Annotated in this window: 27 protein-coding genes; 16 read left to right on the top strand and 11 right to left on the bottom strand. The window is 68.8% G+C overall.

The window, feature by feature from the left end:
- Positions 1-17 precede the first annotated feature (17 nt).
- The 3 genes from AC3WMR_RS11215 to AC3WMR_RS11205 all read right to left on the bottom strand — a co-directional run bounded on the left by AC3WMR_RS11215 (position 18) and on the right by AC3WMR_RS11205 (position 2575).
- Positions 18-671: an amino acid ABC transporter permease gene (locus AC3WMR_RS11215; RefSeq protein WP_025136523.1), complete on the bottom strand. Its 654-nt coding sequence runs from the start codon at positions 669-671 to the stop codon at positions 18-20.
- Positions 672-741: 70 nt separating this feature from the next.
- The gene (locus AC3WMR_RS11210) at positions 742-1536 is read right to left on the bottom strand and encodes an amino acid ABC transporter substrate-binding protein (protein WP_492263147.1); all 795 of its coding nucleotides are present in this window, start codon (positions 1534-1536) and stop codon (positions 742-744) included.
- Between the two features lie 127 nt (positions 1537-1663).
- Positions 1664-2575, bottom strand: a complete 912-nt coding sequence (locus AC3WMR_RS11205) for a LysR family transcriptional regulator (protein ID WP_492263146.1) — start codon at positions 2573-2575, stop codon at positions 1664-1666.
- Positions 2576-2722: 147 nt separating this feature from the next.
- Between AC3WMR_RS11205 and AC3WMR_RS11200 the strand changes: the two genes are divergently transcribed.
- The 6 genes from AC3WMR_RS11200 to AC3WMR_RS11175 are packed head-to-tail and all read left to right on the top strand — an operon-like array spanning position 2723 to position 7109.
- On the top strand, positions 2723-3574 hold the full coding sequence (locus AC3WMR_RS11200; RefSeq protein WP_492263145.1) for a transporter substrate-binding domain-containing protein: 852 nt from the start codon (positions 2723-2725) through the stop codon (positions 3572-3574).
- A gap of 13 nt (positions 3575-3587) precedes the next feature.
- Complete coding sequence (locus tag AC3WMR_RS11195; RefSeq protein WP_492263144.1) at positions 3588-4268, top strand: amino acid ABC transporter permease; 681 nt, start codon at positions 3588-3590, stop codon at positions 4266-4268.
- Complete coding sequence (locus AC3WMR_RS11190; protein ID WP_263915097.1) at positions 4258-4920, top strand: amino acid ABC transporter permease; 663 nt, start codon at positions 4258-4260, stop codon at positions 4918-4920. The genes AC3WMR_RS11195 and AC3WMR_RS11190 overlap by 11 nt, the downstream gene beginning before the upstream one ends.
- A gap of 26 nt (positions 4921-4946) precedes the next feature.
- Complete coding sequence (locus AC3WMR_RS11185; RefSeq protein ID WP_175193704.1) at positions 4947-5906, top strand: agmatinase; 960 nt, start codon at positions 4947-4949, stop codon at positions 5904-5906.
- A gap of 14 nt (positions 5907-5920) precedes the next feature.
- Entirely contained in the window at positions 5921-6646 is a 726-nt protein-coding gene (locus AC3WMR_RS11180; RefSeq protein ID WP_492263311.1) for an amino acid ABC transporter ATP-binding protein, read from the top strand.
- A 40-nt stretch (positions 6647-6686) separates the two neighbouring features.
- Positions 6687-7109, top strand: coding sequence for a RidA family protein (locus AC3WMR_RS11175; RefSeq protein WP_175193705.1), 423 nt, complete (start codon positions 6687-6689; stop codon positions 7107-7109).
- A 7-nt stretch (positions 7110-7116) separates the two neighbouring features.
- Here AC3WMR_RS11175 and AC3WMR_RS11170 read toward each other — a convergent pair whose 3' ends face one another.
- Entirely contained in the window at positions 7117-8193 is a 1077-nt protein-coding gene (locus tag AC3WMR_RS11170; RefSeq protein ID WP_492263143.1) for an NAD(P)H-dependent flavin oxidoreductase, read from the bottom strand.
- Between the two features lie 207 nt (positions 8194-8400).
- On the opposite strand from AC3WMR_RS11170, the gene AC3WMR_RS11165 reads away from it, so the two are divergent.
- A complete protein-coding gene (locus tag AC3WMR_RS11165) occupies positions 8401-9222 on the top strand; it encodes a TlpA family protein disulfide reductase (protein WP_492263142.1) in 822 nt (273 codons plus the stop codon).
- Positions 9223-9379: 157 nt separating this feature from the next.
- On the opposite strand, the gene AC3WMR_RS11160 is transcribed toward AC3WMR_RS11165, so the two are convergent.
- The 4 genes from AC3WMR_RS11160 to AC3WMR_RS11145 are packed head-to-tail and all read right to left on the bottom strand — an operon-like array spanning position 9380 to position 13814.
- The gene (locus AC3WMR_RS11160; RefSeq protein WP_492263141.1) at positions 9380-9694 is read right to left on the bottom strand and encodes a PhlB family protein; all 315 of its coding nucleotides are present in this window, start codon (positions 9692-9694) and stop codon (positions 9380-9382) included.
- Complete coding sequence (locus AC3WMR_RS11155) at positions 9691-10842, bottom strand: thiolase family protein (RefSeq protein ID WP_492263140.1); 1152 nt, start codon at positions 10840-10842, stop codon at positions 9691-9693. The genes AC3WMR_RS11160 and AC3WMR_RS11155 overlap by 4 nt, the downstream gene beginning before the upstream one ends.
- On the bottom strand, positions 10839-12152 hold the full coding sequence (locus AC3WMR_RS11150; protein WP_492263139.1) for an MFS transporter: 1314 nt from the start codon (positions 12150-12152) through the stop codon (positions 10839-10841). The genes AC3WMR_RS11155 and AC3WMR_RS11150 overlap by 4 nt, the downstream gene beginning before the upstream one ends.
- 21 nt (positions 12153-12173) lie before the next feature.
- Entirely contained in the window at positions 12174-13814 is a 1641-nt protein-coding gene (locus AC3WMR_RS11145) for an ATP-dependent acyl-CoA ligase (RefSeq protein ID WP_492263138.1), read from the bottom strand.
- Positions 13815-13974: 160 nt separating this feature from the next.
- On the opposite strand from AC3WMR_RS11145, the gene AC3WMR_RS11140 reads away from it, so the two are divergent.
- The gene (locus AC3WMR_RS11140) at positions 13975-14871 is read left to right on the top strand and encodes a LysR family transcriptional regulator (RefSeq protein WP_492263137.1); all 897 of its coding nucleotides are present in this window, start codon (positions 13975-13977) and stop codon (positions 14869-14871) included.
- 27 nt (positions 14872-14898) lie between these two features.
- Here the strand turns inward: AC3WMR_RS11140 and AC3WMR_RS11135 are convergent, their stop codons facing one another.
- Positions 14899-15465 (bottom strand): DUF6622 family protein, encoded by a 567-nt coding sequence (locus AC3WMR_RS11135; RefSeq protein WP_492263136.1) that lies wholly within the window; start codon positions 15463-15465, stop codon positions 14899-14901.
- A gap of 86 nt (positions 15466-15551) precedes the next feature.
- Positions 15552-16496 carry an N-acetyl-gamma-glutamyl-phosphate reductase gene (argC, locus tag AC3WMR_RS11130; RefSeq protein WP_492263135.1) on the bottom strand — a complete coding sequence of 315 codons (945 nt, stop codon included), beginning with the start codon at positions 16494-16496 and terminating at the stop codon, positions 15552-15554.
- Between the two features lie 158 nt (positions 16497-16654).
- On the opposite strand from argC, the gene AC3WMR_RS11125 reads away from it, so the two are divergent.
- Complete coding sequence (locus AC3WMR_RS11125) at positions 16655-17554, top strand: LysR family transcriptional regulator (protein WP_492263134.1); 900 nt, start codon at positions 16655-16657, stop codon at positions 17552-17554.
- A 3-nt stretch (positions 17555-17557) separates the two neighbouring features.
- On the opposite strand, the gene AC3WMR_RS11120 is transcribed toward AC3WMR_RS11125, so the two are convergent.
- Positions 17558-19357, bottom strand: a complete 1800-nt coding sequence (locus AC3WMR_RS11120) for a chloride channel protein (RefSeq protein WP_492263133.1) — start codon at positions 19355-19357, stop codon at positions 17558-17560.
- A 114-nt stretch (positions 19358-19471) separates the two neighbouring features.
- On the opposite strand from AC3WMR_RS11120, the gene AC3WMR_RS11115 reads away from it, so the two are divergent.
- From AC3WMR_RS11115 to AC3WMR_RS11085, 7 genes are all read left to right on the top strand, one after another.
- Positions 19472-19924 (top strand): MarR family winged helix-turn-helix transcriptional regulator, encoded by a 453-nt coding sequence (locus AC3WMR_RS11115; protein WP_492263132.1) that lies wholly within the window; start codon positions 19472-19474, stop codon positions 19922-19924.
- An 89-nt stretch (positions 19925-20013) separates the two neighbouring features.
- Complete coding sequence (locus AC3WMR_RS11110) at positions 20014-21180, top strand: HPP family protein (RefSeq protein WP_492263131.1); 1167 nt, start codon at positions 20014-20016, stop codon at positions 21178-21180.
- Between the two features lie 113 nt (positions 21181-21293).
- Positions 21294-22802 carry a sensor histidine kinase gene (locus AC3WMR_RS11105; RefSeq protein ID WP_492263130.1) on the top strand — a complete coding sequence of 503 codons (1509 nt, stop codon included), beginning with the start codon at positions 21294-21296 and terminating at the stop codon, positions 22800-22802.
- Positions 22799-23413, top strand: coding sequence for a response regulator transcription factor (locus AC3WMR_RS11100; RefSeq protein WP_492263129.1), 615 nt, complete (start codon positions 22799-22801; stop codon positions 23411-23413). The genes AC3WMR_RS11105 and AC3WMR_RS11100 overlap by 4 nt, the downstream gene beginning before the upstream one ends.
- A gap of 156 nt (positions 23414-23569) precedes the next feature.
- Positions 23570-24058, top strand: coding sequence for a GlcG/HbpS family heme-binding protein (locus AC3WMR_RS11095; RefSeq protein ID WP_025136506.1), 489 nt, complete (start codon positions 23570-23572; stop codon positions 24056-24058).
- Positions 24059-24146: 88 nt separating this feature from the next.
- Positions 24147-24662 (top strand): sigma-70 family RNA polymerase sigma factor, encoded by a 516-nt coding sequence (locus AC3WMR_RS11090; protein WP_025136505.1) that lies wholly within the window; start codon positions 24147-24149, stop codon positions 24660-24662.
- Complete coding sequence (locus AC3WMR_RS11085) at positions 24632-25621, top strand: FecR domain-containing protein (protein ID WP_492263128.1); 990 nt, start codon at positions 24632-24634, stop codon at positions 25619-25621. The genes AC3WMR_RS11090 and AC3WMR_RS11085 overlap by 31 nt, the downstream gene beginning before the upstream one ends.
- Positions 25622-25759 lie beyond the last annotated feature (138 nt).

The following is a 25759-nucleotide window of genomic DNA, read 5'->3' as shown; positions in this document are numbered from 1 at the left end:
GCTCGCCCGTGGACGGATTACTGGTCGTATTTGGCATAGCGCTTTTCCATATGCTGGAAGAACCACGTCAACACCAGCGTCATGATGAGATAGAAGGCGGCCGCCACCAGGAATGGCGTGGTCGTGAAGTCGCGCTGCACGATGCCGCGAGCGGTGCGCAGGATGTCGTTGAGCGCCAGCACGTAGATCAGGGACGTGTCCTTGACCAGGGTGATGGTTTCGTTGCTCATGGGCGGCAACACCCGCTGCACCATCTGCGGCAGCACGATGCGGCGCAGCGTCTGCAGATAGGTCATGCCCAGCACCTTGCTGCCTTCGTACTGACCTCGGTCCACCGACTGGATGCCGGCGCGGAAGATCTCGGCGAAGTACGCGGCGTAGTTCAGCGCAAACGCCACGACGGCCGCCGGGAAATCGGGCAGGCGCACGCCCACCACCGGCACGAACGGCAAGGCGAAATAGATGAACAGCATTTGCAGCATCAGCGGCGTGCCGCGCATGAGCCAGATGTAGCCATTGACCAGCCGGCTGACCAGCGTCCATTTCGAGATGCGCAGCAGCGCCAGCACCAGGCCCAGCGGAACCGCCAGCGCCAGCGTGATGAAGAACAGCGTCAAGGTCACCTTGGCGCCTTGCGCCAGGGGGCCCAGAAGGGAAATTACATAGTCCATGCGGGAAGGTTCGCGCCGTAGAACTGCAAAACGCCCGGACCGCGGCGCGGCCCGGGCGTTTCAAGGGGGATTACTTGATGATGTTGGCGCCGAACCACTGGGTGGCGATGCGGCCGGCGGTGCCGTCCTGCTTCATCGAATCCAGCGTCTTGTCCAGCTTGGCCAGCAGGTCGGTGTCGTCCTTGCGCACGCCGACGCCGTAGTCTTCGGTGCCGAAGTTCTCGTCCAGCACACGGTATTCGCCTGCACGCTTGCTGATCAGGTAGCGGCCCACCACTTCGTCGACCACGATGGCATCCAGGCGGCCGGCGGCCAGGTCCATCAGGGCCGTGACGTTGTCGCCGAACTTCTTGACTTCCTTGATGCTGCCGGCGACCGGGTCCTTGGCGATGGCGTCGGTGGCGCTGCTGCCATCCTGCGCGCCGACGACCTTGCCGGCCAGGTCGGCCTTGACCTTCACGGGCGAGGCATTGCCGACGATGATGATCTGGTGGTTGGCCATGTACGGCGCGGTGAAACTGATGTTCTTCTTGCGTTCTTCGGTGATGGTCAGGCCGTTCCAGAGCACGTCGACGCGCTTGCCGTTCAGTTCGGCTTCCTTGGCGCTCCAGTCGATGGGCTTGAATTCGACTTCCAGCCCCAAGCGCTTGCTGGCTTCTTTGGCCATGTCGATGTCAAAGCCGACGATCTGGTTGCTGGCGTCGCGGAAACCCATGGGCGGAAAGTTGTCGTCCAGGCCGACCACGACCTTGCGGGCGGCGGCCGGGGCTTGCGCGCCGGCGGCGGCGGGCGCGTTGTCGGACGGGCCGCAGGCGGTCAGCATCGTGGTTGCGGACACGAGAAGAACAGCAGTCAGTTTTTTCATATTTATGGGCGCGCGAGGCGCAGGGATGAAGAATGCCGGGAGGCTCGCCGTCCGGATCGACAGAAGCCGCGAGCCGGTATTTTAGCCTTCCCGGCGAACGACGCCAGCCAGGGGGCCACGCGCCCCGCTACGGCGCGGGATGAAAGCGCTCGAGCAGGCGCAGAAACAGTTCTACGGCCCGCGAGGCCGGCCGCGATGCTTCGGTGATGGCGCTGATGGTGTTTTCGTACACCGGCCCGCCTGGCACCCGCGTCAGGGCAAAGCGGCGCGATATCGAATCCGCGTAGTGCTGCGGCAGTAGGCCCACGTAGTGGCCCGAGGACACCAGCATGGCAATGGCTTCCAGGCCCGAGGCCTCTGGCCCGCGGGTAAACCCATATTCGCCCAGCGCATCGTGCACGAACGGGTGCGAGCGATACACCAGCGGCAGCGTGCGGGCCTGGCGGGCGCTGCGCCGCGCGACGAACATGCGGTGCCGCTCGACGTACAGGCGTTGGTAATTGAAGGCGTTCTCGCGCCGGTACATGCCGCGAATGGCGATCTGCACCCGGCGTTCACGCAGCGCCTGGTCCAGATCGTTGAAGGTCATCACGGTGATCTCGACCTTGACGTCGGGCGCCTCTTCCAGCATGGCCGCCAGCGCGGTCGGGATATGGCAATCGGCGTCGGTGATGACGTGCTCGACCATGCCGATGGACAAGGTGCCGGACAGCACCCCGCGCACCGCGTCGATTTCGGGACGGATGCGTTCCAGCGCCTTGAGCGCCTCGCGTGCCAGGTCCAGCGCGACCTTGCCGGCCTGGGTCAGTTCAAAGCCGGACGGCCCGCGGTCGCACAGCCGCACGCCCAGGGTTTCCTCGACCTCGCGCACGTGCCGGCTGATGGACGCCTTGGACATGTGCAGCTGCTTTTCCGCCGCCGCAAAGCCGTTGGCCTGCGCCACGGCGCAGAACACCCGCAATGAACGCAGGTCGCGCTCGGTGAACTCGGGACGGGACAAAGTCGTTTCTTTTTGAAAGGTATCGATTTTTGAAACCATACCACTAAAAAAATCATTTTTCACGACCGTGTCCGCGCAATACAGTGGGTCCAGCAGTGGCAGCACGGGGCACAGACCCCGGCGCCCGCTCCCGCGGCGGCTACCGGCCCCGCGCGGCCAACGATCACGACATACAAGGGAAAAATCATGCGCAACCTGTCCAGAAGGCGCTTTGTCGCCACTACGCTCGCCGCCGGGGCGGCGCTGGCGCTGCCGGGCCTGGCCTTCGCCGAAGGCGGCTCGCTGGCCGACATCAAGAAACGCGGCAAGCTCACGGTGGGCACGGAAGCCGCCTACGAACCGTTTGAATTCGTCGAGAACGGCCAGGTGGTCGGCTACGGCCATGACCTGCTGCAATTGATGGCAGCCAAGCTGGGCGTGCAGCTGGAACAGATGAACCTGCCCTTCCAGGGCCTGCTGCCGGGGCTGATGTCGCGCAAATTCGACCTGGTGGCCACCAGCGTCGGCATCACGCCCGAGCGTGCCCGGCGCTTTGCCTTCACCCAGCCCGTGGGCGTGGTCAAGTCCGTGCTGCTGGTGCGGGTGGACGACGCGACCATCAAGCAGAGCATGGACCTGGCCGGCAAGATCATCGGCACCCAGATGGGGTCGTCGTCGCAGCCGGTGGCCGAGGAATTCGAGAAGCGGCTGAAGGCCCAGGCCGGCAAGGGCTATGCCGACACCAAGCTGTTCCAGGCCTACCCGGATGTGTCCAACGCCCTGGCCAACAAGACGGTGGACGTGGCGCTGATGCCGTCCAACATCGCCGCGGTGCAGATGCGCAAGCAGCCGAATGCCTTCCGTATTGCCGGAGAAATCGGCGACGCCAAGCTGCTGGCGTGGGTGGCCAACCCGAAAGACCTGGAAATCCGCCAGTTCGTCAACGACACGCTGGACGAACTGCGCGCCAATGGCCAATTGCTGACCTTGCAGCAAAAGTGGTTCGGCGGCCCGATGGACACCCCGCGCGCGGGCTACCTGCCTGACGGCGCAGTCTGAGCGAGGCAGTCCCATGCTGGATTGGTTGAACCAGAACGGCGCGCTGGCGCCGTTCCTGCACGGTGTCGTCTCGGGCACGGCGATCACGCTGGCCGCCTCGGTGGCGGCGTTCGTGATCGGCATCGCGCTGGGGGTGGCGCTGCTGCTGGCGCGCCTGTCGCCCTACGCCCCGGTGCGCGGCCTGGTCATGCTGTGGGTCAGCGCCATCCGCGGCACGCCCGCGCTGATCCACCTGCTGCTGGCCTACTACGTGGTGCCACCGCTGCTGGACATCTCGGTGTCGCCCCTGGCAGCCGGCATCGGCGCGCTGGCCTGTAATACCAGCGCCTACATCGTGGAGATCCTGCGCGGGGCGCTGGGCACGCTGTCGGCCGGCCAGGTAGCCGCGGCGCGGGCGCTGGGCATGCGCCACCGGCAGATCTGGCGCTACGTGCTGCTGCCGCAGGTGTTCTACCGCGCGATTCCGCCGCTGACCAGCGAACTCACCATCCTGCTCAAGGCCTCGTCGCTGATGTCCATCATTGCCGTGCCGGAGCTGGCCACCGTGGCGCGCAACGCCACCCTGCAAAGCGACCTGCCGCTGCAAGTGTTCACGGTGACGGCCTGCGTGTACTTCATCATTCTTTTCTGCCTGTCGGCTGCCTCGCGCCTGTGCGAGCGTCGCGTCTCGAGGATGCTGCCCCATGCCCATTGATTTCTCTCTTGTCGGGCAGGCCATTCCCGTGCTGCTCAAGGGCTTGCGGATCACGGCCCTGGTCAGCCTGATCGGCATTCCGCTGGGCATGCTGATCGGCACGGCTGCCGCCTATGCCGCGCAGTCGCGCACGCCGCTGCGGCCGCTGGCGCTGGCCTACGTGGAACTGGTGCGCAACATTCCGTACCTGATCCTCGTCTACCTGGCGTTTTTCGGCCTGCCCAAGCTGGGCGTGCCGGCCTCAGCGATGTCGGTGGCCATCGGCTGCACCGCCTTCTATACGGGCGGCTACTTCTGCGAAGTGCTGCGCGCCGCGCTGCAAAGCGTGCCGCGCGGGCAGACCGGCGCCGCCCTGTCACTGGGCATGACCTATTGGCAGACGCAGCGCCACATCGTCGTGCCGCAGTTGTTCGGCTATCTCATCCCGCCCACCACCAGCCTGGTCATCATGATGTTCAAGGACTCGGCGATCTTCTCGGTGATGAGCCTGCCGGAAATGACCTACCAGAGCAACCTGCTCACCGCCAACACCTTTGCCTACCTGGAAGTCCTGGGCACCACCGCCCTGATCTATTGGCTGTGCAGCGTGGCGATGGCCGGCGCGGGCCGCCGCCTGGAGACCCTGGCGCGCCGCCGCGCGGGCCAGGCCTGACCCACTCATTCCACAAGGAAACCCTCATGACCTCGTACACCGTTGCGCCCAAAACCGGCCACCCCACCCTGCTCTATTCGACCCTGGCGCTGGACCTGGACAACCTGCAGGCCGATATCGCCGTGCTGGGCATGCCCTACGGCTCGCCCTATTCCGCGGCGGATTTCAGCAATGACCAGACCAATGCCCCCACTGCGATCCGCCAGGCCACCGACCGCGTGGTGCGCCGCCCGGGCCACTACGACTTCGACATCGACGGCCCCTTGCTGCAAGGCCGCGACGACATCCGCTTCGTGGACTGCGGCGACATCATTCCCGACCTGTCGCAGCCGCGCGGCGAACATTACGCGCGGGCCGAAGCCGCCGTGCGGCGCATCGCCGCGGCCGGCGCCGTGCCCATCGTGCTGGGCGGCGACCACGGCATCACCACGCCCATCCTGCGCGGCCTGGACCAGAAAGGCCCGATCACACTGGTGCACATCGACGCCCACCTGGACTGGCGCGATGACGTCAACGGCGTGCGCGACGGCCTGTCCAGTCCGATCCGCCGGGCCTCTGAAATGGCGCACGTGGACCGCATCATCCAGATCGGCCTGCGCGCCCAGGGCAGCGGCCGCCCCGAAGAACTGGTGGCCGCCCGCGCCTACGGCGCCGAGCTGGTCACAGCTTACGAGCTGCACGACATCGGCATGGACGCGGTACTGGCGCGTATTCCGGACGGCGGCAACTATTACCTCACCATCGACGCCGACGGCATGGACCCGGCCACGATGCCCGCGGTGGCCGGGCCGGCGCCGGGCGGCGTCACCTTCGTGCAGGCGCGCAAGCTGATCCACGGCCTGGTGGCCAAGGGCCGCGTGGTGGGCATGGACATCGTCGAGATCCAGCCCGAAAAAGACCTGAACCAGATCTCGTGCATCACTGCCGGCCGCCTGATCCTGAACCTGATCGGCGCGTCGATCCGTGCGGGGCATTACGACAAATGAACGCTACCGCACCCATCATCGAGATCCGCGGGGTGGACAAATACTACGGCAGCCACCACGTGCTCAAGCAATGCTCGACCCGCGTGGACAAGGGCGAGATCGTGGTGGTCTGCGGGCCGTCCGGCTCCGGCAAGTCCACACTGATCAAGACGGTCAACGCACTGGAACCGATCCAGGGCGGCGACATCCTGATCGACGGCGCCTCGGTCACCGCCGCCACCGACCTGCCCAAGCTGCGTACCAAGGTCGGGATGGTGTTCCAGCATTTCGAGCTGTTCCCGCACCTGGACATCCTGCGCAACCTGACCCTGGCGCAGCAGATCGTGCTGGGGCGCGGCCTCGATACGGCCCGTGCCAAGGCCGGCGCGCTGCTCGAACGCGTGGGCCTGTCGGCGCACGCGGGCAAGCATCCGGGCCAGTTGTCCGGCGGCCAGCAGCAGCGCGTGGCGATCGCCCGCGCGCTGTCGATGGACCCGATGGCGATGCTGTTCGACGAACCCACGTCCGCACTGGACCCCGAAATGGTCAACGAAGTGCTGGACGTGATGGTGGAACTGGCCGAGGAAGGCATGACCATGATGGTCGTGACCCACGAGATGGGCTTTGCCCGCCGGGTGGCCAATCGCGTGGTCTTCATGGAAGACGGCGCGATTGTCGAAGACTGCGCCACCGACCAGTTCTTTCGCGACGCGGCCAGCCCGCAGGCGCGCCGCTTCCTGTCCAAGATCCTGCCCCATTGACCCGCCGCCCGGCCTGCCGCGCGCATTCCACCACGCTGCCATGACGCAACCTCACGCCCATACCCGCATCCGCAAGTTCAATACCCGCCAGACCTATCCCGAACAGCAGCTGGACAATGACCTTTGCCAGGCCGTGGTGGCCGGCAAGACGGTCTATCTGCGCGGCCAGATCGGACAGGACCTGGACACCCGCGCCTCCGTCGGCGTGGGCGATGCCGCCGCCCAGGCGGAAAAAGCCATGGCCAATGTGGCGATGCTGCTGCGCGAATGCGGCAGCGACCTGTCGCACATCTGCAAGGTCACCGTGTACCTGGTGGACGTGCGCTACCGCGAGGCGGTCTACAACGTGATGGGCCGGTGGCTCAAGGGCGTGTTTCCCGTGTCCACCGGCCTGGTGGTATCGGCGCTGGCGCGGCCGGAATGGCTGGTCGAGATCGACGTGATCGCCGTCATTCCCGACTGACCGGCCGCTAGCGGTGCGCCCGGGCCGCCATGCCCGCGCGCAGGCCCGCCGCGCAATCCAATGCGTCGTCCCACAGCTGACGGGTCAATGCTTCGGCGTCGGTTTCCTGCGCCAGCGCAGCGGCTTCGCCCGACCACAGCAGCGAAAAATCGTCGCTGCCGGTCTTTTCGACGGTTGCGCGCAGCGGGTCGACCGCGCCGGTGGCCAGCGGAAAAGCCGGGGCTACGGCGCTCATCGGCCCTTGTTCGCGCATGAACCGGGTCAGCAGGCCGCGTGCCGGGCGGCCGGTGTACAGATTGGTCAAACGCGTGGTGTCGTCGCGCGCCTGGCGCACCGCCTGGCGGTGGATCGCCGAGCGTTCCGCCTGCGGCGTCAGCAGATACGCGGTACCCAGTTGCGCGGCGGCGGCGCCCAACGCGAAGGCCGCGGCAATGCCGCGTCCGTCAGCGATGCCGCCGGCGGCAATCACGGGCACGCCCACCGCGTCCACTACCTGCGGCAGCAAGGCGTACAGGCCGGGCTGCGCGCCAATGTCGTCGGTCAGGAACATGCCGCGGTGGCCGCCGGCCTCGACCCCTTGGGCGATGATGGCATCCACGCCGCGGGCGTCCAGCCACCGCGCTTCCTCGACCGTGGTGGCCGACGACAGGATCAAAGCGCCCGTACGGCGCACGCGCTCCAGCAGCGCCTCGTCCGGCAGCCCGAAATGGAAACTGACCACCGCGGGGCGCAGGTCTTCGACGACCTGGCACATGGCGTCGTCGAACGGCGCGCGGCCCGGGCCGCTGCCTGCGGCGGACAGGTCCAGCCCGGCTTCGCGGTAGTACGGCGCCAGCGTGTCGCGCCAGCGCGCCTGGGCCGCCTCGTCCGGCTGGGGCGGCGTGTGGCTGAAGAAATTCAGGTTGAACGGCGCGTCGGTCTCGGCGCGAATCGCGGCGATCTGCTCGCGCAGCGCATCCGCACTGAGCGCGGCGCAAGCCAACGACCCCAGCGCGCCCGCGCGGCAGGCGGCGATGGTCAAGGGGCTGAACGAACCGACCATCGGGGCTTGGATCAGGGGCAACAACGAGGGCAGCGATTTCATGGGCGCGGACGGCGATAAGCGAAGGAGCTCAAGCATATCCCAAGGCCTGCCGGCCAAGCCGCTGCGACCCGCTTGCGCGCAAGGGCTTTGCGGCCGCCGCCGGACGTCACGGTTCGCTCCAGCCGGTCATGCTAGGCTTTGGCGCATGACACGACGCAGCCCCCCTCCGATTGCCAGCATCCCGGCCACGCGCCTGGAGCTCGCCGCATGAGCCCCGCCATCCGCCTGGGGCCCCTGGTCTTTCCCACCGAGCTTGTCGTGCTGATCGTGGCCGGCGCCGTCGGTCTGCTGGCCGCGCGCCTGTTCGGCGGCAAGCGTGCACCGGACATCAGCGCGGTGCTGTGGCGCGCCTTGCTGATCGGCCTGGTCGCCGCGCGCCTGGGTTTCCTGTGGCAGACCCGCGACCATATTCTGCAAGACCCGATCCAGGCGCTGGATATACGCGACGGCGGCTGGACGGGCATGGTCGGGCTGGCGGCCGCCTGCGCCTATGTGGCCTACGCCGCACTGCGGGCCATGGCGCCCCGGCCGGCGCTGCTGGGCGCGCTGGCGCTGGCCGCGGCCACCTGGCTGATCGGCAGCCATCTGCTGGCGCCCACGCCACAGCCCCAGCCCGCGCTGACCGCGGTGGCCTTGCAGGACCTGGACGGCAAGCCCGCCGCCCTGGCCGCCTTCCAGGGCAAGCCCACCGTAGTCAATCTGTGGGCCAGCTGGTGTCCGCCATGCCGCCGCGAGATGCCGGCCTTCGAACGCGCCCAGGCCGCCAACCCCGACATTCACTTCGTCTTCCTGAACCAGGGCGAAACGCCCGACGCGGTGCGGCAATACCTGGATCAGCATGCGCCGTCGCTGGCCAACGCCTTGCTGGACCCGGCTGGCGAGGCCTCGCGCAAGATGAGCAATCGCGGCCTGCCGGCCACCCTCTTTCTGGATGCCGACGGACGGTTGATGGATGTGCGGGTCGGTGAATTGTCCAGCGCCACGCTGGCGCAGCGGCTGGATGCGATCCGCCCGGCGACGGCCCGCTGACCCGGGCAAAGGCTCGTCAAGAAACCCCGGAATCATCACGCGACGATCTGCGATGGCCCTCTTCTGCTTGTCGCGTTGACGGTGTTGACCTGGACGGCGGCACCTCGGGCCCAGCCCGTCCAAGATCTCCGACGCGGCCGCAAGGCGCGTTCGAGGGCTATTCTGAAATCGGCTCGGCCCATGGCAGGGCCACGCCTTGCTCGACCTGTGTCAGCAGCCGCAGGCGTTGCCCCACGCACCCAGTCTCGGCCGCCAATCGCACGACCAGCACCGGCCCATGCGGCAACGCCCGAGCGGTGGCGATGATACGGCTGTCTTCGCCCGCCGGCCCCGTCACGCGCGTCCACGCCAGCAATTCGGCCTCGGCCACCTCGGCCTGATTCGCCTGATCATGCCCACAGGCCGGGCACCAGAGCCTGGCGGGATACACCCGGTGCGCACATCGCGCGCAAGCCATCACCGTGAAACTCATGCGTCCTCCCTGGCCAGCACGGCGGCGTTGGCGCACATGCCGTAACGCAGTTGCACCATGCCATAGCCGGTGGCCACGCCATGGCGCGCGCCCGCTACCTGCCGCGCGCCGGCCCGGCCGAGCAGTTGTCGCGCCACTTCCACAAGCCCGTGCATGCCGCCCGCCGTGCCCGCCTGCCCCGCCGACAACTGTCCGCCCGCGGTGTTGACCGGCAGCGCGCGGGTGGCAATGCGGCGCGCGATGAAGCCTGGCAAGTCGTCGGCCGGCGCCAGGCCCAGATCACACAGCTGCGCCACGGCCATCGCCGGGTAGTCGTCGTACACGCCCACCACATCCATATCGTCTGGGTCCAAACCCGCGTCGGCCCACAGCGCGGGCGCGAATTCGGCGATGCCGGTGACCAGGCCATCGCCTTCCTGCTGGTCGCCGTTGTAGCGCGCCCCGCTGGCCCGCAGCGTGACATGCACGCCGTTTGGATGCGCCTGCAACACCAGCGCGCAGGCGCCGCTGACGACCGGCACGCAGTCCAGGCGCCCCAGCGGCGCGGCCACCATTGGCGCGTCCAGGTATTGCGCCAGCGTCAGTGGCTGGCGATAGGCGGCGTTGGGATTGTCGGCCGCCCATGCACGCTGCGCCACGCACAGCGCGCCGTAGTCTTCGCGCCGCAAACCGGTCTGCGCCATCTGCCGCTGCGTCAACATGGCGAACAGCGGATTCGGGCCGGCGCAGCCCAACGGGCTCAGGTAGTCTTGCGCGCTGCGGTTGTAGCCGCGCACCAGCGCTGCAAAATCGGCGCCAGTGAAATGGTCGCCTGCCGCCAGGACAATGGTGCGCGCCTGCCCCGCCTGCAAGGCCAGCCAGGCGTGGCGCAGCATATTGATGGCGCTGGCGCCGCCCATTTCGTCCTGCATGCACCAGCCCAGCGTCAGCCCCAGCCGCCAGGCCAGGTCGATGGCGCGGTCGGGCCGCAAGGTGAACGAGGCCACGCCCAGGCCGTCGACGTCCGCTGGCCGCAGTCCGGCGTCGTCCAGCGCCAGGCGCACGGCCTGCGCGATCAGCCCGGCCGTGCTGCAATCCGGCCCGGGGTGGCGCAGCGCGGGGGTTTCACCCACGCCGACGATGCCCGGGCTTGCCGGCTTGCCGCTCATGCCGAATCCTCGCGCGGCGGTTCACGCGTCAGCAGCAGGGTGACGACGGTGATGACCGCCATGCCGACCAGGAACCACGCCACCGGCGTGGCCGATTCGTACTTGCGCAGCAGCGCCATGGCGATCAGCGGCGACAGGCCGCCGGCAAACACCGACGCCAGTTCGTGGCCCAGCGCCAGGCCGGTGTAGCGGACTTCGGGCGGGAACAGTTCGGCAAAATACGCCGGCTGGGTGCCGATCATGGCAGCATGGCACACCGTGTTGCCCATGAAGAACGCCAGGAAAATCCAGACCGGCTCTTTGGTCTGCACCAGCCAGAAGAACGGAAACGCCGCCAGTGCCAGCCCGGCCGAGCCGATCAGGTAGACCGTGCGCCGCCCGATGCGGTCAGACAGGTGGCCGAACCACACCAGCGTGCCCAGCTCGATGAACATCGACGCCAGGACGCCGCCCAGCATCACATCGTTGGGAATGCCCAGGAACTTGCCGTAGGCCAGCGCGAACGCCAGGAAAATGTACGAACCGCCGTTTTCCGCCACCCGCAGCCCCATCGCCGTGAACACCTGGCGCGGATAGCGGCGAAATACTTCGACGGCCGGCATGCCGCGCTTGGCGGTCTTGGTGGCCTGCACGAATTCCTCGCTTTCCGGAATGTGCTTGCGGATGTAGAGGCCCACGCCGAAGATCAGCACGCTCAGCAGGAACGGCAGGCGCCAGCCCCAGCGCATGAAGTCATCCTGCGGCAGCTGCTGGGCCAGCATGAAGACGCCCGACGACAGCACGAAGCCGCCCGCCACGCCCAGCTGGCTGAACGACGAGAAATAGCCACGGCGCTTGCCGCCCACGGCCTCGCTGATCAGCAGCACGCCGCCGCCCCATTCGCCGCCCGCCGCCGCGCCTTGCAGGATGCGCAGCAGCACCATCGCGGCCGGCGCCCACAGGCCCACCTGTTCATAGGTGGGCAACAGCCCGATCAGGAACGTGGCCGCGCCCATGATGCCCAGCGTCCATTCCAGCGCCAGCTTGCGGCCGTAGCGGTCGCCGATATGGCCGAACACCACGCCGCCCAGCGGCCGTGCCAGGAAACCCACCGCGAAGCCTGCGAAGGCGCCCATGGTGCCCAGCAGCGGATCGGTGCCCTTGGGAAAGAACAGCTCGCCGAACACCAGCGCCGCCGCCGTGCCGTAGATAAAAAAGTCGTACCACTCCATCGCGTTGCCGGCCACGGACGCCATCACCACCTTGCGCGTACGTTTTCTGCGGGCCTGCTCTTCGGCGCTACGCGCCGACCCCTGGTATGCCAACGTCATGCTGTTTCCCCTTGTTGTGGTCTACCTCGCCACGCGATAGCCGGCGGCGTCGCGGTCCCACGTGTCGGCGGTGATGCCGTCGTCGCGCAGGCGGAATTTGCGGACCTTGCCGTTTTCGGTGCGCGGCAGGTCTTCCAGCACCCGCAGATAGCGCGGCACCGCGAAGTACGGCATGCGCGGCTGGCAGAAATCCAGCAACGCCTCGGGCGCCAGCGCGCAGCCGGGCTTGTAGACCAGCGCCGCCATGACCTCGTCTTCGGCGAGTTCCGAACGCACCGCGTACACGGCCGCGACGGCCACCGACGGATGCGCCAGCAGCACTTGTTCGACCTCGTACGAAGAAATGTTCTCGCCGCGCCGCCGGATCGCGTCTTTCATGCGGTCCAGGAAGCGGAAATAGCCGTCTGCGTCGCGCACCACCCGGTCGCCGGTGTGGAACCACAGGTTGCGCCAGGCCTCGACCGTCTTGTCGGCCATGCCGAAATAGCCGGTGGCGATGGCGAACGGCGGACGCGCGCGCAGCAGCAGTTCGCCGGCCTGGCCGTCGGGTAGCGGCGCATCGTGTTCGTCCGCAACGATGGCATCGAACTCGGGCGCCACGCGGCCCATCGTGCCGGCGCGCTGCTGGGCCAGCGGGCCGCCCAGCGCGAAATTGGTTTCGGTCGAGCCGTAGCCTTCGAGCAGCGCGATGCCGGTGCGGCCGGTGAATGCGGCATGAAAACGTTCGGGCACGCCCGGGGCCAAGGCGATGCGGGTGCGATGGCCGCTTTCGGCGGCCGACGCCTCACGCGCCAGCAACATGGGCACCATGGCGCCCAGCAGATAGGTGACCGTGGCCTGGCTGGCCGCCAGCCGTTCGAAATACCGGCTGACCGAGAAGCGCGCATCGCAGATGATCGATGCGCCGGTCACCAGCGCCTGGAAACAGGCGTTGAGCGCATTGGTGTGGAACAGCGGCAGGCAGGTGTGCAGCACGTCGTCCGCGGTGATTTCCAGGTTGCGCGCGGCGATGACGCCCCACCAGTAGAACTGCGCGTGCGGGCAGCACACGCCCTTGGACAGGCCCGACGTGCCCGAGGTGTACAGAATGGCCAGCATGTCGCCCGGCCCCAGGTCAGCGGCGGGCGCCAGGGCATCGGGCAAGGCGGGCAAGGGTTCGGCGGGTGCGGGCAAGTCGGCCACGGCGACGACCGGCGCGGCCGGTGTTTGCGCCGCTTCGCCAGCGGCAGCCAATGCCGCATCGTCCAGCAGCCAGATGCGGCGCAGCGCCAGGGCGTCGGGGTGCTGCCCTGCCCCGTCCATGGCCGCCAACCCCGCCAGCGCGGGACAGGACGCGGCATCCGCCACCAGCAGCACGCAGCCGCTGTTGGCCAGGATGTGCCGCAGCTGCATGCCGCGCGACGCGGTATTGATGGGCACCACCACCGCGCCCAGCCAGCCGCAGCCCAGCACCACCGACAGGAATTCGATGCGGTTGCCGGCCATGAGGCCGACGCGATCGCCGCGCGCCACGCCGGCCGATGCCAATAGCGCCGCCCAGCGGGCCGCTACGGCCGGCGCCTCGGCATAACGCAACGCGCCACCCGGCGCCTGGGCCCACAGCCGGCCGCCCTGGCGGGCGGCCTGGTCGCGTAGCAGCGACGGCAATGTCAATGCGTGCATGAAGCGTGCTTCCCCTTGTCGAAAGCGGCCGCGGGTCCGTTGCCCCGGCTCGTGAAAATTAGTCTAGGAATCAACTATTTATGTGTCAAATTTATGGGTATTATTTCCTGCATAAATCACACTGATATCAAGGGCAAGCGTGGACTTCGATTTGAATCTCATGCGGGTTTTCCTGACGGTGCTGCATGAACGCAGCGTCACCCGCGCGGCCGAACGGCTGCAGTTGACGCAGCCCGCAGTCAGCTACGCGCTGGGACGCCTGCGCGAGAAATTCGATGACCCCTTGTTCGTGCGCACGCCGGCCGGCATGCAGCCCACGCCGGTGGCGTTTGCGCTGGCCGGCCCGATCGAGCGCGGCATGAACAGCTTTGCCGAAGCCGTCAGCCTGCGCCAGCACTTTGAACCGGCGCGCAGTACGCGGCGGTTCCGCCTGTCGATGTCCGACATCGGCGAAATGGTGTTCCTGCCGCTCTTGATGGAACGCGTGCACGCGCGGGCGCCGCGCCTGCAGATCGAAGTCGTGGAAGTTGCGCTGGAACGCCTGCCCCAGGCCCTGCAAGAGGGTGAAGTCGACCTGGCGATCGGCAACCTGGCCGGACTGGGCCGGCACACGCATCATGCCGACCTGTTCAGCGAGCGCTATGCCTGCATGGGGCGCCGCGGCCATCCGGTGCTGTCCGCGGGCCTGACGCGCGGCCAGTTCAAGCGGCTGGACCACATCCTGGTGGCCTCGCGCGCCAGCGCCCACCGCTTGCTGGACGATGTCCTGGGCGAAGCCGGGCTGCATCGCCAGCCCTACCTGACGCTGCCGCATTTTTCGGCCGCCGCCGAGATCGTGCGCCGTACCGACCTGACGGTGACGCTGCCCTACCGCGCCGCCGTCTGGTTCAACCGCGACGGCGCCTTCGAGATCCGGCCGTTGCCGCTGGCGCTGCCGCCCTTGAGCGTGACGGTGCACTGGCACCCGCGCTTTGAAAGCGATCCGGGTACGCGCTGGCTGCGCCTGCTGGTGGTGGACACGCTGGCGGATCGGCCCGCCGCACCGGCCGACGCCTAGCGTTGGCCGGCCGCGTCCGTCGCCTGATCAACCGCCCTGGCGCCTGTCATCAGGCCCGGGCGCATCGACGATCACAGGGGCCACCGGCATCCCCAGCGCCAGGTGCCGCAGATGCCACACCTGCGACAGCGTACCGCCCCAGAACATGCCGTCGACCAGCCCCGACACACCGCCAAACGCCGCCGAGAACGCAGCGTTCGCAGCCAGCCCGTGGTCTTGCGCCAGCATCGCCATCAGGGCGAACTTGGACAGGAAAGCCAGCACCAGCAGCACCAGGGTCAAGGGCGACCCGGGGCGTTCGATCATCTGCGTGTCCGGGTAATAGGTGGCGCGGCCGGCGCGCGCCCACAGCATCCAGCCGATCACGCCGCCCGCGACAGCGCCCGCCACGAAGGCCTCGTAGGCCGATTGCAGGTCGGTGACTTCACTGTGAATGGACACCAGCACCCAGACCAGGAACAGGATGGGCAAGAGAAAGGTCCGCGCCACCGACATGCGGCGCGGACGCAGCGCGCGTATGCCGCGGTACACCAGCACGGCGAACAGCGCCCATACCCAGGGCGGGGTGCGATGCAGCAGGATGTCGAGGCTCATGTGCGCTCCGAAGGTCGGGGCCGGTGGCGTCATTGATCCCGCCAGTTGAGCAGGAATTTCCTGACAAACGGCTGTGGGGGGTCAGGTCAGGCTTCGGCCAGCGCCATCGCCTGAATCATCAGGTCCAGGTTCTGTACCGCGGCGCCCGACGCGCCCTTGCCCAGGTTGTCGAACACCGCCGTCAGCAGTACCTGCCCGTACGCATCGTTGCCGTACACCGCCAGGCGCAGATTATTGGTGCCATTGAGCACCTGCGGATCCAGGTGCGTATGCGCGGCGGCCTCTTGCTGCGCCACCACCTGCACGTACTGCTGGCCGTCGTAATGGCGCGCCAGGCAGTCGTGCAACTGCTGGGCCGTGACCCCGGCGGGCAACAGGCGCAATTGCAACGGCACGGTCAGCGCGATGCCCTGGCGGAACGAACCGTACGACGGCACGAACACCGGCCGGTGGCTCAAGCCCGCATGGCGCTCGATTTCCGGGGTGTGCTTGTGCGCCAGGCCCAGGCCATAGACCTGAAAGGCCGGGCCGCCCGTCGCGCCCGGCGCCTCGTAGGCGTCGACACTGGCACGGCCGCCGCCCGAATAGCCCGACACCGCCTGCACGGCCAAGGGGTAGTCCGCGGGCACCAAACCAGCCTGCACCAACGGGCGCAACAAGGCGATCGCGCCAGTGGGGTAGCAGCCGGGGTTGCTGACCCGCTTGGCCTGGGCAATGCGCTCGGCCTGGCCCTCGCCCATTTCCGGAAAGCCGTAGACCCAGCCCGCCGTGGTGCGATGGGCCGAACTGGCGTCGATGACGCGCACATCGGGATTGACGATGGACGCCACGGCCTGGCGCGCCGGCTCGTCCGGCAGGCACAGGATGGCGATGTCCGCCGCGTTGATGGCGTCGGCGCGCCGCTGCGGGTCCTTGCGGTCGGCGGCAGGCAGCGTCACCAGGCGCAGGTCGGTGCGGCCTTGCAGCCGTCCATGAATTTGCAGACCGGTGGTGCCCTGGTCGCCGTCGATGAATACAAGGGGGTGGGTCATGAGCGTGGCCATCCTGAAATGCCGGCGCGGCCGGCGGGTCGTCGATAAAGTCCAGAGCCCTCAGGCTCCCGGGTACGTGCTCATCATTGCCCAATGCGCTACATAGTAAAAGTCGAATATCATGACGATTCAATTCAGCTTTACTGAACGTCGTCACCATGCGTGAAATCAACCTGGACCGCCTGCGCACCCTGGTCGCCATTGCCGACCTGGGCTCGTTCGCCGACGCCGCCCGCGCGCTGCATCTGGCCCCGCCCACCGTCAGCCTGCACGTGGCCGACCTGGAAGCGCGCATCGGCGCCCCGCTGCTCACGCGCAAGCGCGGCCAGGTGCGCCCCACGCCCATTGGCGACACCCTGCTGGAACGCGCGCGCCGTCTGCTGGCCGAAGCCGACCAGGCGCTGGACGACGTGCAGCGGCAGGTGCAGGGGCTGGGTGGCCGGGTACGGCTGGGCGCGTCCACCGGCGCCATCGCGCACCTGCTGCCGCAGGCGCTGGAAGCCTTGGGGCGCGACCATCCCGGCATCGACGTGCAGGTGGCCGTGCTGACCTCGCAGGAAACCTTGCAGCAGTTGAATGAAGGCGCGCTGGACGTCGGCCTGGTGGCGCTGCCGCAACCGCCCGTGCCGGGGCTGGTGCTGCGGCCGTGGCGGCGCGATCCCATCATGGCGTTCCTGCCCGCGGGCTGGAAGGCGCCCGCGCGCATCACGCCGGCCTGGCTGGGCGAACGGCCGCTGATTCTCAACGATGCCAGCACGCGGCTGTCGCGCCAGACCGGCGAGTGGTTTGCCGGCGCGGGCCTGAACCCGCGGCCGCGCATCCAGCTGAACTACAACGACGCCATCAAGAGCCTGGTGGCGGCAGGCTACGGCGCCACGCTGCTGCCGCACGAAGCCACCGCGCCGCAGCCGGATCCGCGCATCGCCATGCGGCCGTTGCGCCCGGCGCTGTGGCGGCCGCTGGGCATGGCGCACCGGGCCGGCCAGGTCGAACGCGCCACGCAGCATGTGCTCGATGCCTTGTGGGCGCTGCGCGAAGCGGGTGGCTCGGCGGCGTAACGCTCACCCTTCGCCCTTGCCCGCCACCGCAGGCGCACGCCGGAAGAACGCCGCCCGTTCGCTTTCCTCGCGCAGCCGCCGGGCGCGGCTGCGGAACAGATCCTTGCGGCCCACGATGCCCAGCACCCGGCCGCTGGCGCGATCCAGGATGGGCACGCGGCCCGCGCCCGACAGCGCCATGCGGTCGGCGATCTGGCTGGCCAGTTCTTCCGGATAGCCGTAGACCAACTCGCGGCCTTGCAGCGCCTGCGCCAAGGTCTGCGCCTGCGAGGCCGGGTCCAGCGCCCAGGCCAGGCTGTCGGCGCGCGTCACTTCGCCCACCGCCGCGCCGTCGGCATCCACCACCGGATAGCTGGTGTGCACCGGCTGCGTGTGCGTGAAATGCGCGATGGCCTGCGCCACCGTGAGCATGTCGGGCAGCGTTTGCGCCGGGCTTGTCATGACCTGGCTTGCCCGCAGCAGATCGAACGGATCGACCCGATATTCGCGGTTGATGTGATGGCCGCGGCGCGCGATCTTTTCGGTCAGGATCGACCGGCGCAACAGCAGCACCGTCACGCCGTAGGCAAACACGCAGGCCGCCAGCACCGGCAGCAACGCGCCCAGGTTGCCGGTCAGTTCCACCGCGAACAGCGTGGCCGTGAGCGGCGCGCGCATCGTGCCGCCCATCATCGCGGCCATGCCCACCAGCGCCCAGAAGCCCGGATCGGCCTGCGGCAGCAGCGGCGCGGCCAGGGCGCCCAGCGCGCCGCCAAAGATCAGCAACGGCGCCAGCACCCCGCCCGACGTGCCCGAGCCCAGCGCGATCGCCCAGATCGCCACCTTGACCGCCAACAGCAGCAGCACGGCCTGCATGGGCAGGTCGCCCGCCAGCAGGTGGCGGATGTTGTCGTAACCCACGCCCAGCGCGGCCGGGTCGATCAGCCCGCCGATGCCGATGGCCAGGCCGCCCAGGGCCGGCCACCACATCCAGTGGATCGGCAACTTTTCGAACAGGTCTTCGGCGGCATACACCAGCGACGTCAGCACGCCCGACCCCAGGCCGGCCAGCACGCCCACGGCGGCGCAGGCCACCAGGTGCCATGGCGTGAATGGCAAGGCGCCGGTGAAGGCGAAGATGGGGCCGCCATCCAGCACGAAGGCGCGCGCCACGGCGGCCACCAAGGCGGCCGTGGCCACCGGCAGGAAGCTGCGCGGCTTCCATTCGAACAGCAGCAGTTCCACCGCCAGCAGCACGGCCGCCAGGGGCGTGGCGAAGATGGCCGTCATGCCGGCCGCCGCCCCCGCCACCAGCAGCGTCTTGCGCTCGCCGTCGTTCAGGTGGATGGTCTGCGCCAGCAGCGAGCCGATGGCGCCGCCCGTCATGATGATGGGCCCTTCGGCGCCGAACGGGCCGCCGGTGCCGATGGAGATCGCCGACGACACGGGCTTGAGCACGGCGACCTTGGGTGCAATGCGGCTCTTGCCGATCAGGATGGCTTCCATGGCTTCGGGAATGCCGTGGCCGCGGATCTTTTCGGACCCGTAGCGCGCCATCAAGCCGATGATGAGGCAGCCGATGACGGGGATGGCGACCGACGCCAAGCCCAGGCGCCCGGTCGTGATCGACAAGTCGGCAAACGAGAACAGGCCGTGATAGGCCAGGTTGGTGCACAGCGCGATCAGGCGCAGCAGCACCCAGGCGGCGGCCACGCTGGCCAGGCCCACCGGCAAGGCCAGCGCCATCAGCAGCACGACGCGCCGGTCGGTGGTGAAGTCGCCCAGCCGCAAGGCAGCGCGGGCGGAAGTCGAAACGGGAGGCATGGTTCTTGAGCCAGGAGATTGGGCGCAAGGCCCGGAAACCGGCGCAGGCGTTTTCTGCGCGGCGTTTGCGAAAGATCAAATATATCGTATCACGACATATATTAGAATCGGCCCGTGAAACGATCCCCGCCCCCCGCCCTGCCGTCCGCGTCCGACTACGAATTGCTGGCCGAATTCCGCTACGCGCTGCGCAAGTTCGCCGCCTTCAGCGAAAACGCCGCCGCCAGCCTGGACCTGATGCCGCAACAGCACCAGGCGTTGCTCGCCATCAAGGGCAGCCGCGCCGGCGCCCCCGCGCGCCGTGGCCTGTACGTAGGCGAAATCGCCGATCGCCTGCTGATCCGGCCCCACACAGCGGCTGAACTGGTCAACCGCCTGGAACGGCTGGACCTGGTGCGCCGCGAGCCCGACCCCGAAGACGGCCGCCGCGTGGAAGTGGTGCTGACCGCCAAGGCCGAACGCATCCTGGAAAGCCTGTCGGCCTCGCACCTGGAAGAGCTGCGCGCCATGCGGCCGCTGCTGACCCGCCTGTTGACCCGCATCGACGACGACCCGCCTGCGCGCTGAATTTCTGACCATTACCTGACTCCGTCCAGCCCGCGCCACGTGATAAATTATCGTCCCCCGATATATTTCACGGGGGCAAGGAGAGGGTTTTGGTTGTGGGTATCAAGCGCTGGCTTGGCGCGTTCGCACCGGCGCCGGTCGGCGTCAACGGGCGCGAGAAGCTCTATGGCGCCGTGGGCGCGCTGGTGGGGCTGTTCTGCACCGAATGGGTCGGCCGCCATGCGTTGGGCGTGGCCAGCCCCTGGTTCATCGCGCCGATGGGCGCGTCCGCCGTGCTGCTGTTCGCCGCGCCTGCCAGCCCGCTGGCCCAGCCCTGGTCCATTCTGGCGGGCAATCTGGTGTCGGCGCTGATCGGCGTGTTCTGCGCCCAGCACATCGGCGACCCCGGCCTTGCCGCCGCCACCGCCGTGGCGCTGGCCATCGGCGCCATGTTCTGGCTGCGCTGCCTGCACCCGCCCAGCGGCGCGGTGGCCCTGACCGCCGTGCTGGGCGGCCCGCCCGTGGCCGCGTTGGGCTACGGTTTCGTGCTGTGGCCGGTGGGGCTCAATACCGTCATCCTGCTGTGCATCGCCGTGGTCTTCAACGGCCTGCTCAAGCGCAATTACCCGCGCCGCCATGCCGAGCCGGCCGCCGGCCACCGCACCCGCGACCCCGTTCCCAGCGCGCGGCTGGGCTTTTCGCGCGCCGACCTGGACCAGGCGCTGGCCCAGCGCGGCGAGCTGCTGGACATCAGCAAGGAAGACCTTGAAGACATCGTGCTGGCCGCCGAGCTGCGCGCCAGCACCCGCCGCTTTGGCGACGTGCGTTGCGCCGACATCATGTCGCGCGACGTGGTCACCGTGCAGCGGCACGACCCGCTGGATTACGCCGTGCGCCTGTTCGACAAGCATCGGCTGCAATGGCTGCCGGTGCTGGATTCGTCCGGCCACTACGCCGGCATGCTGGCGCAGGGCGACGTGCTGGCCCGCAAGAGCCGGCCGGCGCCCGTGGTAGCGGCGGGCGGCGCGCCAGCCGACCTGCTGGTGGCCGACTGCATGCGGTCCGAAGTGCCGTTCGCCACGCCGGGCCTGCCCGCCATCGAACTGGCGCGGCCGATGTCCGACCATCTGCATTGCGTGCCGGTGCTGGGCGAAGACCGCACGCTGGTCGGCCTGGTGACCCAGTCCGATCTGGTGGCCGCGCTGTACCAGATGACGGTGTCGGCCGCGGCACAGACCGCGCCGGACCAGGACATCGGCTCTCGGCTGGCGGCCTGAGCGCCCCGCTCAACCCTGCGCGCATGGGCGCGCCGCGCGGGGGGGCGTCGTGTGCGGCCCTCCGTAGCCCTACGGATTCCGGTCCGGATGATCCGCAGGGCATAATTCCAGGCGTGAATCCCCCCTTGCGCCATCGCGCCCTCTTCTACTGGCTGGTGCTGTTCCTGCTTGGCGCCCTTTGGCTCGGCCGCCAGGATTACATCGGCCAATACGACCGTTTTTTCCAGGACACCAGCATCGCCCAGCGCATGCTCAGCCAGAAAACCGGGCAGCACGAAGCCGTGCTGGCCACGCTGTCCGCCCTGTCGCATCCGCCCGCCCCCGAACGCCTGTTTCCCAGCCTGCAACCGGCGATGCCGCAGTTGCAGGGGCTGGGCTACCTGCCTGACGGCGCCTGGGCCGGCAGCACCGACGAACCACCCGGCCTGCGCACCGCGGTCGAGCAGGCCCGCACGCTGGGCCGCCCGGTCGTGCTGCCGCTGGACACGGCCCGTTATTGGCTGGTGGCGCCCTCCAGCTGGAGCCTGCTGGTCGATGCGCGCCACCTGGTCGCCCCGGCCGACCTGCCCGCGGGCCTGGCCAACCTGACCCTGGCGATCGGCCAGGCGCCGCTCACGCTGCTGGCGCGCCAGCCGGACCCCGCCGGCCCGGGCTGGCCGTTGGTACTCGCCAAGCCGCTCGGCGCGGCCAGCCAGCCCTTCATGCTGCACAGCGCGCGCACGCTCACGCCCGCATCGTGGCCCTGGCTGCCGTGGCTGCTGTGGGGCCTGACCAGCGCGCTGCTGGTGGCCGGCGTGACGGCCATGCGCCGTTCGCGCGCCGACGCGCGGCGCCAGCAGGAACAGGCCCGCCTGGCTGCCATGGCGCGCCTGAGCACGCTGGGCGAAATGGCCGCCGGCATCGCCCACGAACTGAACCAGCCCCTGACCGCCATCCTGGCGCAGACCCGCGCCGCGCAACGCCTGCTGGACGACGAAGACGAACGCCCGTCGGTACGCCGCGCCCTGCTTGCCAGCGCCGAGCAGGCCAAGCGCGCCGCCGACATCATCAGCCGCATGCGCGCGCTGGTGCAACCCACCACGCCCAGCCGGCGCGAAGCGCTGGACCCGGACGCGCTGGTGGCCTCGTTGCGCTTTCTGCGCGAGCCCGAACTGGCCCGCCACGGCATCCGCCTGACCTGGCGCAACGCCAGCCCGGGCGCGCGTCCTTTGGGCGACCGCGTGGCGCTGGAACAGATCCTGCACAACCTGGTGCAGAACGCGGCCGATGCCCTGGTGCACACCGCGCCCGAAGGCGCCGGCACCGCCGTAGCGACCGCCCATCCCGCCAGCCGCGCGCCCCGCCCGGCCGCCGACGCCGCGCCCGAAATCACGCTGGAAGGCCGCCTGGAAGGCGACGCCTATGTCTTCACCGTCGGCGACAACGGCCCAGGCATCGCCCCCGACGCGCTGGCGCGCCTGTTCACGCCGTTCTACACCACCCGGGCCCAAGGCATGGGCCTGGGCCTGGCGCTTTGCGAAACGCTGGCCGGTGCCATGGACGGCCGCCTGTCCGCGCACAACCTGCAGCCGTCGGGCGCCTGCTTCACCCTGACCCTGCCATTGGCCAAGGCCCCGGTATGAACGCCCCCGATCATTCCCCGCTGGTCTACCTGGTCGATGACGACGACGCGGTGCGCGATGCGCTGGCGCTGCTGCTGCGCAGCGTAGGCCTGCGCAGCGAAGGCCACGCCGATCCGCAGGCGTTCCTGGCCGGCCTGTCGCAGCACACCATCGGCTGCGTGGTGCTGGACATCCGCATGCCCGGCATCAGCGGGCTGGACGTGCTGGCACGCTTGGCCGACACGTCCGACCTGCCCGTGGTGATGCTGACCGGCCACGCCAACGTCGATCTGTGCCGCCGCGCGTTCAAGGGCGGCGCCATGGAATTCCTGCAAAAGCCGGTGGACGACGACGTTTTTCTGGATGCCGTGCAGGCTGCCGTGCGCACCCACATCGCCAGCCGTGAACGCCTGGCCGTCACCCAGGCCGCGGCCGACCGGCTGGCACGGCTGTCTGCGCGCGAACGCGAGGTGCTCGAACGCGTGGTGCAAGGCCTGAGCAACAAGGAAATCGCACGCGAATTCGACCTGTCGCCGCGCACCGTCGAAACCTACCGCGCCAATGTCTTCGCCAAACTCGAAGCCGACTCGCTGGCGCAACTGATCCGCCAGTACGCCACGCTGCTCGACTAGCCGCGTCGCGGCACGCACCGCACCCTTGCCCGGCCGTCATCAGCCCTGCCCTCCGTAGCGCTACGGAGGCGCCAGCGTAATCGGGCGTATACCGCCGATTCCCCCTTTTGGCCACACTGACTGCTCCTGACTTTCACTCGATAAAAGGACGCAGACATGACCCGCCACACGCTCGCCGCACTGGTTTCCACGCTGGCTTTCACGGGCGCCGCCCACGCCGCCGTGCTCAGCGAAAGCAACATCTCGACCGCCGACGCGCAGAAGCTGGCCACCGCCGCCGTTGCAGCATGCCAGGCCAAGGGCTACAACGTCAGCGCCTCGGTGGTTGACCGCGCCGGCCTGCTCAAGGCCTTCGTGCGCGGCGACAACGCCGGCCCGCACACCATCGAAGCCAGCCGTGCCAAGGCCTTCACGTCCGCCTCCGCCAAGGCGCCGACGCTGGCCATGATGGAAAACGCGCAAAAGAACCCCGGCGCCGCCAACCTGACCGACATCCCCGGCTTCCTGCTGCTGGGCGGCGGCGTGCCCATCAAGGCCGGCGCCAACGTCATCGGCGCCATCGGCGTGGCCGGCGCCCCGGGCGGCAACCTGGACGCGCAATGCGCCGACGCCGTGCTGGAAGAAAACGCCGCGCTGTTCAAGTAAGCCGCGGTCTGTTTTCAACAATGGCGCTCCGGGCCTGAATAGTTATAATAGGAACCATTCCCATTATTCTTTCAGGTCTGGAGTTACCGTGCCGCCCGGCGATCTATCGGCTCCGCATGCCGTCGACACGCTCTACCGCTCCCATCACGCCTGGCTGACTTCGTGGCTACGCCGCCGCCTGCGCGATGACCACGATGCCGCCGACCTGGCCCAGGACACGTTCGTACGCCTGATGGCGGCCCGCGACACGCCGGGCCTGCGCGAGCCCCGCGCCTTCCTGACCCGCATCGCCCACGGCCTGGTGGTCAACCTATGGCGCCGCCGCGAGCTGGAACAGGCTTATCTGCAAGCCCTGGCCCAGCGCCCCGAAGCCACCACGCCATCGCCTGAACGGCGCGCCCTGGTGCTTGAAGCCCTGCTCCAGATCGACGCCATGCTGCACCGCCTGCCGGCGCGCGCCCGCGAGGCCTTCCTGCTGTCGCAACTGGGCGGCCACACCTATGCCGATATCGCCCTGCGCCTGGAGGTGTCCGAGCGCATGGTCAAGAAATACATGTCGCAGGTGATGCTGCAATGCCTGCTGATCGCGGACGGCGTCTGGTGAGGGCCGCGCCGCTGACTGCCGCCCCCGATCGCCACGTGCTGCAAGCCGCGGCCGACTGGTTCGCGCGCCTGGGCGACGAACGCGCCAGCGCCGACGACACCCGCCAGTGGCAGGCCTGGCTGGCCGCCACACCCGAACACCGCCGCGCCTGGGATGCCGTCACGGCCATCAGCGCCCGTTTCGAAGCGGTGGCGGGCCAACCCGCGCTGGATGCCCTGACCCACGCGGGACAAGGGCGGCGCCGCGCCCTGCGCACGCTGATGCTGCTGGCCGGCGCGGGCGGCCTGGGCGCCGCCGCCTGGACCCAACCGGCCACCCGACGCCAATGGGCCGACCTGCGCACCGACGTCGGCCAGACGCGCCAAGCCACCCTGGAAGACGGATCGCGACTGTGGCTGAACACCGCCAGCGCGGTCAACCTGCGCTTTGACGACACGGCGCGCCGCGTGGTGCTGGTGGACGGCGAAACGCTGATCGACACCCATCCGGACACCCGCACGCCGGCGCGCCCTTTTCTCGTGGACCTGGGCTATGCGCAATTGCAGGCGCTGGGCACGCGCTTCGCGGTGCTGCGCGATGGCGGCCGCGCCTGGCTGGACGTGTATGCCGGCGCCGTGCAGATCCAGCCCGCCGACGCCGCCAGCCGCATCGTGCCCGCCGGCACCCGCACCGCATTCTCCGACCGCGCCATTGATGAGTCCCGGCCGCTGCACGCGGCGCGCGACGCCTGGACCCGTGGCGAATTGGTCGCTGACGGCATGCCGCTGGGCCACTTTGCCGCCGAATTGGCGCGCTACCGCCGCGGCTTCGTCACCTGTACGCCCGACATCGCGCAGTTGCCGCTGGTGGGCGTGTTCCCCCTGGCCGACACCGACCGCATTCTGCGTGTCCTGGAAGCCACCCTGCCGGTGCGCGCGCACCGCGTCTTGCCTGGATGGATACGGCTGGAGGCGGCGTAGCACTCGCGTTGGGCACCGCCGGCCGCGATCTTCGCTTGACCCGACGGCCCGGCCTGCGCCGCACCCGCCGCGCGTCTTTTTTGTAACAGCCGTCTTATCGCGGTTCCCCTTTTGCCATCTCGCTTGGCATGCCAGATG

It is taken from the genome of Achromobacter sp. FW305-C-28 (assembly GCF_058783235.1).
Note: the sequence above shows the minus strand (reverse complement) of the source record. Positions and strands in the feature narration are given on the sequence as shown.